This is a genomic window from Ruegeria sp. AM7 (assembly GCF_056535965.1).
This window is the reverse complement of the sequence record NZ_JBQFJE010000003.1, coordinates 110,247-122,435: the sequence shown is the minus strand read 5'-3', so window position 1 is coordinate 122,435 and position 12,189 is coordinate 110,247. Positions and strand designations below refer to the sequence as shown.

The 12,189-nt window shown below is 59.3% G+C and carries 12 protein-coding genes; 11 read left to right on the top strand and 1 reads right to left on the bottom strand.

Annotated features, from left to right (window positions below; genetic code table 11):
- The first annotated feature begins 28 nt into the window (after nucleotides 1–28).
- The 3 genes from ACR3EG_RS04280 to murJ are packed head-to-tail and all read left to right on the top strand — an operon-like array spanning nucleotide 29 to nucleotide 5,518.
- A complete protein-coding gene (locus ACR3EG_RS04280; protein WP_480483181.1) occupies nucleotides 29–1,201 on the top strand; it encodes a penicillin-binding protein activator in 1,173 nt (390 codons plus the stop codon).
- Nucleotides 1,161–3,980 (top strand): [protein-PII] uridylyltransferase, encoded by a 2,820-nt coding sequence (locus ACR3EG_RS04275; protein ID WP_480483179.1) that lies wholly within the window; start codon nucleotides 1,161–1,163, stop codon nucleotides 3,978–3,980. Before ACR3EG_RS04280 ends, ACR3EG_RS04275 begins: the two co-directional genes overlap by 41 nt.
- Complete coding sequence (gene murJ, locus ACR3EG_RS04270; protein WP_480483177.1) at nucleotides 3,977–5,518, top strand: murein biosynthesis integral membrane protein MurJ; 1,542 nt, start codon at nucleotides 3,977–3,979, stop codon at nucleotides 5,516–5,518. Before ACR3EG_RS04275 ends, murJ begins: the two co-directional genes overlap by 4 nt.
- Here the strand turns inward: murJ and ACR3EG_RS04265 are convergent, their stop codons facing one another.
- Entirely contained in the window at nucleotides 5,519–6,205 is a 687-nt protein-coding gene (locus tag ACR3EG_RS04265) for a rhomboid family intramembrane serine protease (protein WP_480483175.1), read from the bottom strand.
- Between the two features lie 86 nt (nucleotides 6,206–6,291).
- Between ACR3EG_RS04265 and trpS the strand changes: the two genes are divergently transcribed.
- The 8 genes from trpS to ACR3EG_RS04225 all read left to right on the top strand — a co-directional run bounded on the left by trpS (nucleotide 6,292) and on the right by ACR3EG_RS04225 (nucleotide 12,130).
- Nucleotides 6,292–7,320, top strand: a complete 1,029-nt coding sequence (gene trpS, locus ACR3EG_RS04260) for a tryptophan--tRNA ligase (protein ID WP_480483173.1) — start codon at nucleotides 6,292–6,294, stop codon at nucleotides 7,318–7,320.
- A gap of 59 nt (nucleotides 7,321–7,379) precedes the next feature.
- Nucleotides 7,380–8,243, top strand: coding sequence for a branched-chain amino acid aminotransferase (locus ACR3EG_RS04255; protein WP_480483171.1), 864 nt, complete (start codon nucleotides 7,380–7,382; stop codon nucleotides 8,241–8,243).
- Nucleotides 8,244–8,303: 60 nt separating this feature from the next.
- Nucleotides 8,304–8,759, top strand: coding sequence for a universal stress protein (locus ACR3EG_RS04250; RefSeq protein WP_170353488.1), 456 nt, complete (start codon nucleotides 8,304–8,306; stop codon nucleotides 8,757–8,759).
- The gene (locus ACR3EG_RS04245; protein ID WP_480483169.1) at nucleotides 8,760–9,353 is read left to right on the top strand and encodes a DsbA family protein; all 594 of its coding nucleotides are present in this window, start codon (nucleotides 8,760–8,762) and stop codon (nucleotides 9,351–9,353) included. It abuts the gene before it with no gap.
- A 69-nt stretch (nucleotides 9,354–9,422) separates the two neighbouring features.
- The gene (locus tag ACR3EG_RS04240; protein WP_480483167.1) at nucleotides 9,423–9,986 is read left to right on the top strand and encodes a NifU family protein; all 564 of its coding nucleotides are present in this window, start codon (nucleotides 9,423–9,425) and stop codon (nucleotides 9,984–9,986) included.
- Nucleotides 9,976–10,563 (top strand): tRNA (adenosine(37)-N6)-threonylcarbamoyltransferase complex dimerization subunit type 1 TsaB, encoded by a 588-nt coding sequence (gene tsaB, locus ACR3EG_RS04235; RefSeq protein ID WP_480483165.1) that lies wholly within the window; start codon nucleotides 9,976–9,978, stop codon nucleotides 10,561–10,563. Before ACR3EG_RS04240 ends, tsaB begins: the two co-directional genes overlap by 11 nt.
- On the top strand, nucleotides 10,560–10,973 hold the full coding sequence (locus ACR3EG_RS04230; RefSeq protein WP_480483163.1) for a GNAT family N-acetyltransferase: 414 nt from the start codon (nucleotides 10,560–10,562) through the stop codon (nucleotides 10,971–10,973). The genes tsaB and ACR3EG_RS04230 overlap by 4 nt, the downstream gene beginning before the upstream one ends.
- A 158-nt stretch (nucleotides 10,974–11,131) precedes the next feature.
- Nucleotides 11,132–12,130 carry a BMP family lipoprotein gene (locus tag ACR3EG_RS04225; protein WP_480483161.1) on the top strand — a complete coding sequence of 333 codons (999 nt, stop codon included), beginning with the start codon at nucleotides 11,132–11,134 and terminating at the stop codon, nucleotides 12,128–12,130.
- Nucleotides 12,131–12,189 lie beyond the last annotated feature (59 nt).

Here is a 12,189-nt window from a genome sequence, read left to right as displayed (position 1 = left end):
GTCGCCGGGACAGGGAGTTTTCATTCAGATGTTTACCGTTTGCAAGCCCGTTCGCAAACTGGCAAAAACCGCCGCCGTTTTGGCCACCGCCGCTTTTCTGACCGCCTGTGAGACAACAGGACTGGGCGGAGGGCCATCGATTAACACCTCTAAGCCGGTGCCTGTGGCGCTGCTGGTTCCTGCGGGATCAGCCAATTCGGGCGATGCGGCCTTGGCCCGAAGCCTTGAGAACGCAGCACGAATGGCCATGGCAGATTTGCAAAATGTGCAGATCGACCTGCGGGTTTATGACACGCGCGGTAGCTCGAACACGGCGGCCGAGGTGGCCCAACGGGCCGTTGCGGATGGTGCAAAGGTTATCCTGGGTCCGGTTTACGCGCAGGCCGCAAACTCGGCAGGGTTGGCCGTTTTAAACAACAATGTGAATGTCCTGTCTTTCTCGAACAACACCAGCATCGCTGGCGGGAACGTCTTTGTCCTGGGTCCCACCTTCGACAACACGGCCAATCGACTTGTTAATTTTGCCGGTTCGCAGGGCAAAAACAACATGGTCATCGTGCACAGCAACGATGCGGCAGGCCAGTTGGGTCAGTCGGCCATTGCCAATGCGCTAAGCAACAGTCGCGTCAACAATGCAGGCACAATCGGCTATGACCGGTCTCAGCAGGGCGTGATCAATTCAGTTCCCACAATCAAGGCCACGGTGGATGCATCGGCCGCGGATTCGGTGTTCCTGACAGCAACAACAGCCGGTGCGTTGCCACTCTATACACAGTTATTGCCCGAGGCAGGTATCTCGCCAGCAATGACGCAATATATCGGTCTGACACGCTGGGATATTCCAGCTCAGACGCTTGAATTGCCGGGCGTGCAGGGGGGATGGTTCGCGCTGCCCGACCCGGCCAAGGCACAGTCCTATCGTCAGCGGTACAACAATACCTATGGTGAGGCACCGCATCCAATTAGCGGTCTGGCCTATGACGGCATTGCCGCCATCGGAGCCTTGGTCAGCCAGGGTAAATCGGATGCGCTGACGGCTTCGGCCCTGACACAGAATGCCGGTTTCCAGGGTGTAGGAGGCATCTTTCGCCTGCGCTCGAACGGTACCAACGAACGCGGTCTGGCAGTTGCCACGATCCAGAACAAACAGGTAGTAGTGATTGACCCTGCCCCACAAAGCTTCTCAGGCGCCGGTTTCTGATCGACCGGCGCTGACGCTCACCCCAAAAGGTGAGCTGATCTGCCCGGCCCAAGACATCTTCGACAGCGCCACCGTTCTGGCGCAACTGTCGGAAGCCTTTGAAAACGTTTCAGACAACACCGCGCGCCGGGCAGAATGCGTGCGCATTCTGCGGGATGCCCAAAAGGCAGGGCGGCAAGCCATCGCTGATGCGTTTTCCCAAAGCCCGTTCGACGCCCGGCCGCTGACCCATTCTTACACCTATCTGACCGATGGGCTGGTCTGCACCGCCATGCAGGTCGCAAGCCATGACCTTCACCCTCTGGCCACGCCGACGCAGGGCGAAAAGATCGCCGTTCTGGCCGTGGGCGGCTATGGGCGGGGCGAGATGGCCCCCGCCTCGGATGTCGATCTGCTGTTTTTGACGCCCTACAAAATCACCGCCTGGGCCGAAAGCGTGATCGAGTCCATGCTGTATATCCTGTGGGATTTGCGTCTGAAGGTCGGGCATTCTTCGCGCACCATCAAGGATTGTCTGCGGCTTGGGGGCGAGGATTTCACCATCCGCACAGCTATGCTGGAGCAGCGTTATCTGGCGGGCGACACGGCCTTGGGCGATGAACTCAAAACCCGCCTGCGGGACGAGTTGTTCAAAGGCACCGAACGTCAATTCATCGAAGCCAAACTGCAAGAGCGTGACGAGCGCCACAAAAAGCAAGGCCAGCGTTATATGGTCGAGCCCAATGTCAAAGAAGGCAAAGGCGGGCTGCGCGACCTGCAATCGCTGTATTGGATCGCGAAATACATCTACGATGTTCAGGACGTGTCTGAATTTGTACCGCTGGGGCTGATAACAGAAGACGAGTACAAAGCCTTCGACGAGGCCGAGGAGTTCCTGTGGGCCGTACGCTCGCATCTGCATCTGGTCACGGGCCGCGCCACTGAGCACCTGACCTTCGATATGCAGGTCGAGGTGGCCGATCGCATGGGCTATAAGGATCGCGCCGGTCGCCGTGCCGTCGAGGTTTTCATGCAGCGCTATTTCCGCGAGGCAACGATGGTGGGTGAATTGACCCGCATCTTCCTGACCAAGCTGGAAGCCGCACACATGAAGGGCGCACCGCTGCTGGAACGGATTTTCCGCCGGCGCCCACGGGTCAAGGCAGGGTATCAAGTCGTCCATGGCCGCCTGGACGTGGCCGACCCGGACCAGTTCCTGTCCGATAAGGTGAACCTGCTGCGTCTGTTCGAGGAAGGTTTGCGCACGGGCATGCTGATCCATCCGGATGCGATGCGTCTTGTGACAGCAAATCTGAACCTGATCGATGAGGACATGCGTGAAGACAAGGAAGCACAACGTATCTTCCTTGATCTTATGCTGAAACACGGCAACCCCGAACGCGCGCTGCGCCGGATGAACGAGCTGGGGGTCCTGTCGGCCTTTATCCCCGAATTTGAGCACATCGTCGCGATGATGCAGTTCAACATGTATCACAGCTATACGGTGGACGAACACACCATCCAGTGCATCGTCAACCTCAACCAGATCGAACGCGGAAAACTGGTGGAATCCCTCCCGTTGGCTTCGTCGATCCTGAAAGAGGGCGTGAACCGCAAGGTTCTGTACGTCGCCCTGCTGATCCACGATATTGCCAAGGGGCGGCCCGAAGATCACTCGATCCTCGGTGCGCAGATGGCACGCAAAATCGCGCCGAGGCTTGGGTTGAACAAGGCTGATTGCGAAACGGTCGAATGGCTGGTGCGTTATCACCTGCTGATGTCCGATATGGCGCAGAAACGCGATATTTCCGATCCGCGCACGGTACGCGATTTCGCGAAGGCCGTGAAAACGGTCAAACGGTTGGACCTGCTGACAGTTCTGACGGTCTGTGACATTCGCGGCGTTGGGCCGGATACGTGGAACAACTGGAAGGCCACTCTGCTGCGGGCGCTGCACGCGGAAACCAAGCGCGCGCTTGAGACCGGGATGGAAGACCTCAACCGTGCCAATCGCGGGGCCGAGGCGAAAAAGACCCTGCGCGCCGAATTGGCCGATTGGTCCAAGGCTGACCTGAAAACCGAGACCGGTCGGCATTACGACCCCTATTGGCAGGGCCTTAACCTGTCGACGCATGTTGAATTTGCCGAGATGCTGCAAGCGCTTGATCACAGTGGCGACGCGGGCGCGATGGAAATTCGCCTGCAACCGGACGAGGATCGCGATGCCACTCGCGCCTGTTTCGCCATGGGCGATCATCCGGGTATTTTCGCGCGGATCGCTGGCGCGCTGGCGCTGGTTGGAGCGAACGTGGTCGATGCGCGCAGCTATACGACCAAGGACGGCTATGTGACTGATGCGTTCTGGATACAGGATGCAGATGGCCGCCCATTCGAAGCCAGCCGCCTGCCACGCCTGACGCAGATGATACACAAAACGTTAAAGGGCGAAGTTGTAGCGCGTGACGCGCTGAAATCGCGCGACAAGATCAAGAAACGCGAACGCGCCTTCAACGTTCCGACGCATATCATCTTCGACAATGACGGGTCCGAAATCTACACGATTATCGAGGTCGATACCCGCGACCGTCCCGGCCTGCTCTATGATCTGGCGCGCACGCTGGCCGCGGCGAATGTCTATGTCGCCAACGCGGTGATCGCGACTTATGGCGAACAGGTGGTGGACACGTTCTATGTCAAAGACATGTTCGGGCTGAAATACCACTCGGACAGCAAGCAGCGCGGGCTTGAAGCCAAGCTGCGCAAAGCCATCACCGAGGGCGCTGAGCGCGCGGAATCATGAAGCAAATCCGGCTGTTCTCGGGTCTTTTCACGGTCGGGTTCTGGACCCTGGCCAGCCGGATATTGGGGTTTCTTCGGGAAATTCTTCTGACGGCCTTTATCGGGCCGGGCCCGGTGATGGACGCCTTTGTGGCCGCCTTCCGCCTGCCCAACATGTTCCGCCGCTTCTTTGCCGAAGGTGCGTTCAACGCGGCCTTCGTGCCGATGTTTTCCAAACGGGTGGAAGGGGACGAGAACGCCGAAGGATTCGCACAGGATGCCTTCAACCTGCTGGCCGTGGCCGTTTTGGCGCTGGTTGGGCTCGCGATGGTGTTCATGCCCGCACTGGTCTGGATCACCGCCGAAGGATTCTACGGCGACGATCGGTTCAATCTGGCCGTGGATTACGGCTATATCGTGTTCCCATACATCCTGTTCATGTCACTAGCAGCGCTGTTTTCTGGTGTTCTGAACGCCACAGGCCGCTTTGCGGCCGCTGCCGCCGCGCCGGTTTTGCTTAACATCTTTGCCTGCACCGCCCTGATCGCCGGAGCCATTTCGGGCGGCGAGGTCATCCGCTGGCTGATCGCCGTTATCCCCTTGGCCGGAGTTGCGCAGCTGGCGCTGGTTTGGATCGCGACCGAGCGCGCAGGCATCCGTATCCGCCCCGGTCGCCCGAAGCTCAGCCCGGAAATGCGCCGCATGGTCCGTATCGCCGTCCCCGCCGCGCTGGCGATGGGGGTGACGCAGGTCAATCTGGTGGTGGGGCAGCTTGTGGCCTCAAAAACCGAAAACGCGGTCAGTTGGTTGTTTGCCGCGGACCGGCTGTATCAACTGCCTTTGGGTGTGGTGGGCATCGCCGTTGGAATCGTTTTGCTGCCTGACCTGTCTCGCCGCCTGCGTGCGGGTGACAAAGACGGCGCCCGCAACGCCTTTTCCCGCGCCGGAGAGTTCACGCTGCTGCTGACCCTTCCGTCAACAGTGGCCTTTGTGATCATGCCGATCCCTCTGGTTTCGGTCCTGTTCGAGCGTGGCCAATTCACCACCGAGGATACCGCCGCCACCGCGCTGGCCGTGGCGATTTATGGCATTGGCCTGCCGGCTTTCATGCTGCAAAAGCTGCTGCAACCGCTGTTCTTCGCGCGCGAGGACACAAAATCTCCGTTCCGCTACGCGGTGGTGGCGATGGTGGTGAATGCGGGGCTGGCCTTTGGGCTTTATCCGCTGGTGGGCTGGATTGCGCCTGCGATTGCGGCCTCGGTCGCCGGGTGGGCCATGGTCGGACTGCTCGCGCTAGGAGCGCGACGCATGGGCGAGGAGGCGCGCTTTGATGACCGGTTCAAACGCCGGGCATGGCGGATCGCGGCCGCATCGCTTGGGATGGGCGTTGGCCTATTTGCCGCGCTTTCGCTGTTCGGGTGGGCATTTCACCTGCCAGGCTGGCGCTACGTCGCACTTTTGGCCCTCATCATCGGTTCGGCAGTGCTGTATTTTGTGCTGGGCCACCTGCTGCGCGCCTTTGAGGTAGCCGAGTTCAAAAAGGCCCTGCGGCGGTCCTGATCAGTCGCGGCGGATACCACCAATGATCCGGGCCCAACCGCCGGGACCAACCACAAATGACAGAGCAAAGCCTGTAGCGAACCCGCCGAGATCTGCCACCCAGTCCAGCGTGCCGCCGAAGATCAGACCGAACAACAACTGGATCCCCATCAATACGGCAATCAGGCTGAAGGCGCGAGATTGGTTTTCACCCACCAGCGACAGCTTACGCCACAAAATCCACGTGAATGCTCCGATCAGGCCGTAGACGGGTGGGAACCCTCCGACCAGCGGATATTGCGGGTCCAGCAGCAGCGCATAGGCCAGCGCCCCGCCGATGCCCGACAGCACAAAGATCACCAGCATCTGCACGCTGCCAAAAACCTCGGCCACCATTTTGCCCATGGCCAGAACAAAGACGCAGACAAAGATGGCCTGAGTGAAATTGGCCGACACGAACGGATATGTCACTAAGCGGATCAGATGTTCAAACGGCCAGCGCCCGTTTTCCATCATCCAGTCGAATATGTCCGGCGAAAAGGAATAGTGCTGCAACGCATCCAGCCGCCAGCCTACGGCCGATGGCCCTCCGATCAACCCGCGCGAGCCCAGCGTCAGGGCCAGTTCGATCCCGAAGATGAACAAGGCCAACGCCGCCACCACGGGCGGCAAAGGGTTCACGGCGGGTGTATAATGCTCACTGCTCATTGGGCTGGCCTTTCGCGGCTGTTGACGTCCCTTTGCCCCATGGGTAAGCGACGGGGGCTGATTTTTCCAGACGGGAGTTCCCTTCGATGACCGACACCCAGTTCACACCGCGCGTGTTTTCCGGCATCCAGCCGTCGGGGAACCTGCACCTTGGCAACTACCTGGGTGCGCTCAAGCGGTTCGTGGATATGCAGGGCGACGATTTTGAGACCATCTACTGCATGGTCGACCTGCACGCCATCACCGTCTGGCAGGACCCGGCCCGCCTGCGCGAGAAAACGCGCGAGGTTTGCGCCGGTTTCATCGCCGCCGGTCTGGACCCGGAAAAATCCATCCTGTTCAACCAAAGCCAGGTGCCCGAGCACACGCAGCTGGCCTGGATTTTCAACTGTATCGCCCGGATGGGCTGGATGCAGCGGATGACGCAGTTCAAGGACAAGGCGGGCAAGAATGCGCAGAATGCCTCACTGGGTCTGTTTGCTTATCCGGCGCTGATGGCGGCGGACATCCTAACCTACCACGCGACGCATGTGCCGGTGGGTGAGGATCAGAAACAGCATCTGGAACTGACCCGCGACATCGCCATCAAGTTCAACCATGACTATGGCGTCGAGTTCTTCCCTGTGACCGAACCCGTCATCGGCGGCCCTGCCCCGCGCGTGATGAACCTGCGGGACGGGTCGCGCAAGATGTCGTCCTCGGACCCGTCAGATATGACTCGGATCAACATGACCGATGACGCCGACACGATTGCCAAGAAAATCCGCAAGGCCAAGACCGACCCCGATGCTCTGCCTTCGGATGTGGATGGCCTGTCCGAACGTCCCGAGGCGCGCAATCTGGTCAATATCTACGCGGCGCTCAGCGATCAGACCGCCGAGCAGGTTCTGGCAGAGGTTGGCGGCAAGCAGTTTGGCGAGTTCAAACCGAGGCTGGCCGAACTGGCCGTGTCGAAACTGGCTCCGATTTCGGGCGAGATGGCGCGCCTGATGGGCGAAGAGGCCGAGATTGACCGGATTCTGGCCAATGGGGCAGAAAAGGCGCGCGCTGTTGCCGCCCCGATCCTGCAACAAACCTACGAAATCGTGGGCATGGTTGGCGCGAAACAGGGCTGATTGCTCTGGACGTTGCCGCGGCGTCTTCCTAGGTTTGCCGCAAAGCTTGGGAGGGCGTGATGGCAGTCGGCAAGAATATTCGCACCTATTTCGAAGGTCAGTGGCATGACGGGGATGCGCCCATCATGCGGGCAGCCGATCACGGCGCTTGGCTGGGGTCGTCCGTCTTCGATGGCGCCCGCTATTTCGACGGTCTGGTCCCCGATCTTGATGCGCACTGTGCCCGCGTGAACCGCTCGGCCGAGGCTTTGATGCTGACGCCGTTTGTGACCACCGAGCAGATGGTCGAGATCATCCGCGAAGGGCTGGAAAGTTATGCGCCGGACGCGGCGGTGTATATCCGCCCGATGTATTGGGGCATCGACGGCGACCGCACGGCGATCGTGCCGCTTGAAGACAGCACAGGTTTCGCGATTTGCCTCGAAGAGATTCCAATGGCGCCCGAATCTGCGTCGGTCACACTGGGCTATACGCGCTTCCGTCGCCCGGTTCTGGAATCAGCAGTGGTGAACGCCAAGGCGGGCTGCCTATACCCCAACAATGCGCGAATGTTGCAAGAGGTTCGGTCCAATGGTTTCTCAAACGCCCTGGTCGCGGATGCGTTGGGACATGTGGCCGAAACCGCGACTGCGAACATTTTTATGGTCCGGGATGGCGAGGTATTCACCCCCACCCCCAATGGTACGTTTCTGGCCGGAATCACCCGCGCTCGCCATATCGAAAACCTGCGTGCAGATGGTGTAACCGTGCACGAAGCGATCCTGAGTTTCGATGATTTCCACAAGGCTGATGAGGTCTTCATGACCGGAAACATGAGCAAAATCACCCCGGTCACGGCGTTGCAGGACACGCAATATCAGGTCGGACCCATCGCACGTCGTGCGCGCGAGCTGTATTGGGATTGGGCTGCCACCACGCGATAGGCTTCGGTTGCCAGCGCGCATTTGGTCGGGCATGATCGCCCGAAATGAATGAGGACACCCATGCGTAAGTTCCTGGTGGTATTGGATGACAGCCGCGAATGCCTGAACGCAATGCGTTTTGCAGCCATGCGCGCGGCCCATACGGGCGGCGGCGTGACGATCCTGTCGGTCATTCCCCCCGATGAGTTCAACCACTGGATCGGAGTGGCCGAGGTGATGCGCGAGGAGTCGCGCGAACGCATCCACGCCCATTACGAAGTGTTCGCCAAATGGATGCGTGACAAGCAGGGCGTTGATCCGGAACTGGCCATCCGCGAGGGCGAACCAGTGGCGCAAATCATCGAACACGTGCAATCCGATCCCGAGATCGGCGTGCTGGTACTGGGCGCGGGCGTTGAAAAGAAGGGCCCCGGTCCTTTGGTGACGCAACTGACCAAAAACTCCGGCAGTTTACCGATCCCGATCACTATCGTCCCCGGTGATCTGAGCAAGGAAAAACTGGAAGAAATCACCTAGATGCCCCGCAGCATTCAGTTCTGGTTCGAGTTCGCCTCGACCTATTCCTACCTCAGCGCAATGCGGATCGAAGAGGCCGCCGCCCGGCATGGCGTGAGTGTCGATTGGCAGCCCTTCCTGCTGGGTCCGATCTTTTTTGCACAGGGCTGGACGGATTCGCCCTTCAACCTCTATCCAGCCAAAGGGCAGTATATGTGGCGCGATATGGAGCGTCTGACCGCCCACCGCGGCCTGCCGTTCCAGCACCCCGATCCATTTCCGCAAAACGGCTTGAAGGCGGCCCGCCTGACGCTGGCCATCGAAGACCCGGCCCAAAAAGCCGCCTTTGTCCGCGCCGTATACTCTGCCGAGTTTGCCCATGGCCAGAACATCGCTGATGACGCGGTTCTGGTTACTTGTCTGACCGCCGCCGGATTGCCCGAAGAGACGCTGAGCCAGACGCAAAACCCTCAGATCAAAGCTGCGTTAAAAAAACAATCCGAGATCGCGCAGGCCAAAGGACTGTTCGGTGCCCCCAGTTTTCTGGTCGGGGATGAGCTGTTCTGGGGCGATGACCGGCTGGATGATGCGATAAAGCTGGCGACTGAGATTTAGAACCGTTCCAAATCTTGACTTCCCGCGCGCGGACCCGCATATCAGAGGCAACTGAAACGGAGCCGCGCTATGTTCATCCAGACCGAATCCACGCCGAACCCTGCAACCCTGAAATTCCTGCCCGGTCAAACTGTGCTGGAGGCGGGCACCGCAGATTTTCCATCGGCAGAAGCGGCTGAGAAATCACCTTTGGCCAACCGGATTTTCACCGTCAGCGGTGTAACCGGCGTGTTCTTTGGCAATGATTTTGTGACTGTCACTAAATCTGACGATGTTCAGTGGGACCACATAAAACCCGCGATCCTTGGCGCAGTGATGGAGCATTACCAGTCGGGCCAGCCGGTCATGGCTGCTGACGCCACAACCGCATCTGGCCATGCCGAACACACCGGCGAAGACGCGGAAGTCGTGAATCAGATCAAGGACCTTCTGGATAGCCGCGTGCGCCCTGCTGTGGCCCAAGATGGTGGCGACATCACCTTCCATGGTTTTGACCGCGGCGTTGTGTACCTGCACATGCAGGGGGCCTGCGCGAACTGTCCGTCCTCGACCCTGACACTGAAAATGGGGATCGAGAACCTGCTGCGTCACTACATCCCTGAAGTGACCGAGGTTCGCCCCGTTGCCGTCTGACCCGCTGATTCTGGCGTTTGATACATCGGCCGCGCATTGCGCGGCCGCTTTGTTACGCGGAGATCAGATCATTGCGGTTCAAGTCGACGCCATGACACGCGGTCAGGCAGAACACTTGATGCCCATGCTGGAAGATTTGCTGACCCAGGCCGGATACACGTGGAAAGACCTTTCAGCCATCGGCGTTGGTATCGGGCCGGGCAATTTCACCGGCATCCGAATTTCAGTATCCGCTGCGCGTGGGCTGGCGTTGGGCCTTGGCGTTCCGGCTGTCGGCGTTTCGGGTTTTGAGGCGCTGGCGCAAGAAACTCAAGGCGCTTTACCGGCCATTCGCGCGCCACGGGATCAAGTGTATATCTCACCCGAGGGTCAAGACCCGGCCTTGATCCCGCTTGAACAGGCAGAATCACTAGGTCCACTGGCTTTCAACGATGACCCTGTAGTACAGGTTCGCGGGATCGCAAATGTGGCGTCTCAGAAGTGGCAAAACACAAACAGCGCGCCTGCGCCGCTTTACATCCGCGCGGCAGATGCGGCCCCGTCCAAAGACTCGCCGCCAGTATTGTTGGACGGATGACTCCGCAAGCCCTTGCCAAAACCCATTCTGCGGCTTTTACACAATCGCGCGCGTGGTCCGACGCAGAATTCGCGGATTTACTGCAGAATCGTTTTACTCATTTGGTCGGGGTCCCGGCGTCCTTTGCTTTGTTTCAGGTAATCGCCGACGAAGCGGAATTGCTGACAATAGCGACGCATCCTGACCTGCAACGTCAGGGGCTTGCAAGAATCCGTATGGCCGAGTGGCATGCAAAGGCCCAAAGATTGGGCGCGACGCGCGCCTTTCTGGATGTGGCGCAGGACAATCTTCCGGCGCTGTCCTTGTACCATAGCTGCGGCTACCGCCCCTGTGGATTACGCAAATCGTACTATGTGCGCGAAAACAATCAGAAAATTGACGCTCTCGTGATGGAATGTGACTTGACCTGAATAGTCGTCGAATTTTTTCTCGACCAAGTGGTCAAAAATCAGTTGACCCCGGCTGTTGCAAACGGCCTTAATTCCCGCCATCACAACAGATATGCTCGCTCTTAGTGGGTGAACGGGGCTATCTTGGCTCCGACCGACAATAACAACGGGAGTAACAAATGACCCTGATGAAATCCTTGATGGGCGCCGCCGCAGCCGTCGCACTAACCGCAGGTGCGGCCCTGGCTGAGCCGGCCCTGATCTTTGACCTGGGTGGTAAGTTTGACAAGTCATTCAACGAGGCCGCCCATAATGGCGCGCAGCGTTGGGCCGATGAAACCGGTGGCAGCTATCGCGAAATCGAACTGCAATCCGAAGCCCAGCGCGAGCAGGCTTTGCGTCGCTTTGCCGAGGCCGGTCTGAACCCGATCATCACCATGGGTTTCGCCATGGCCGACCCGCTGTCGGCAGTTGCGGGCGACTACCCCGACACCAAATTTGTCGCGGTTGACGTGAACTGGCTGGACGCTCCGAACATTCGTCAGATCGGCTTTGCCGAGCATGAAGGATCGTATCTGGTTGGCATGATGGCGGCGATGGCGTCTGAATCTGGCACCGTTGGTTTCATTGGCGGCATGGACATCCCCCTGATCCGTCACTTTGGCTGTGGTTATGCCCAGGGCGCCAAAGCTGTGAACCCCGATATCGAAGTTGTGGCCAACATGACCGGCACCACTCCGGCTGCATGGAACGACCCGGTGAAAGGGTCCGAGCTGACCAAAGCGCAGATCAGCCAAGGTGCTGACGTGATCTATGCAGCCGCAGGCGGCACCGGTGTAGGTGTTCTGCAAACCGCTGCCGACGAAGGCATCCTGTCGATCGGCGTGGACAGCAACCAAAACCACCTGCATCCGGGCAAAGTTCTGACCTCGATGCTGAAACGCGTAGACGTCGCCGTTTATGACGCGATGAAAGCAGGTGAGAACCTTGAAACCGGCGTCTTCGCCATGGGTCTGGCCGAAGAAGGCGTGGGCGTTGCCATGGACGACAACAACGCGTCGCTGGTCTCGGACGAGATGAAAGGCGCAGTCGACAAGGCGCGTCAGGAGATCATCGACGGCAATGTCACCGTGACCAGCTATTACGAGAACGACAGCTGCCCCGCACTGCAGTTCTGATATCGCGCGGGCGGGGGGTTTAAGCCTCCGCCCGGCCTCCTACCCTGCCGCGTGCCATG

Bases quoted from the DNA above. Each gene is read 5' to 3' on its own strand.
- ACR3EG_RS04280 (WP_480483181.1), top strand. From the start codon at position 29: ATGTTTACCGTTTGCAAGCCCGTTCGCAAACTGGCAAAAACCGCCGCC.
- murJ (WP_480483177.1), top strand. From the start codon at position 3,977: ATGAAGCAAATCCGGCTGTTCTCGGGTCTTTTCACGGTCGGGTTCTGG.
- ACR3EG_RS04265 (WP_480483175.1), bottom strand. From the start codon at position 6,205: ATGAGCAGTGAGCATTATACACCCGCCGTGAACCCTTTGCCGCCCGTG.
- trpS (WP_480483173.1), top strand. From the start codon at position 6,292: ATGACCGACACCCAGTTCACACCGCGCGTGTTTTCCGGCATCCAGCCG.
- ACR3EG_RS04255 (WP_480483171.1), top strand. From the start codon at position 7,380: ATGGCAGTCGGCAAGAATATTCGCACCTATTTCGAAGGTCAGTGGCAT.
- ACR3EG_RS04250 (WP_170353488.1), top strand. From the start codon at position 8,304: ATGCGTAAGTTCCTGGTGGTATTGGATGACAGCCGCGAATGCCTGAAC.
- ACR3EG_RS04245 (WP_480483169.1), top strand. From the start codon at position 8,760: ATGCCCCGCAGCATTCAGTTCTGGTTCGAGTTCGCCTCGACCTATTCC.
- ACR3EG_RS04240 (WP_480483167.1), top strand. From the start codon at position 9,423: ATGTTCATCCAGACCGAATCCACGCCGAACCCTGCAACCCTGAAATTC.
- ACR3EG_RS04230 (WP_480483163.1), top strand. From the start codon at position 10,560: ATGACTCCGCAAGCCCTTGCCAAAACCCATTCTGCGGCTTTTACACAA.
- ACR3EG_RS04225 (WP_480483161.1), top strand. From the start codon at position 11,132: ATGACCCTGATGAAATCCTTGATGGGCGCCGCCGCAGCCGTCGCACTA.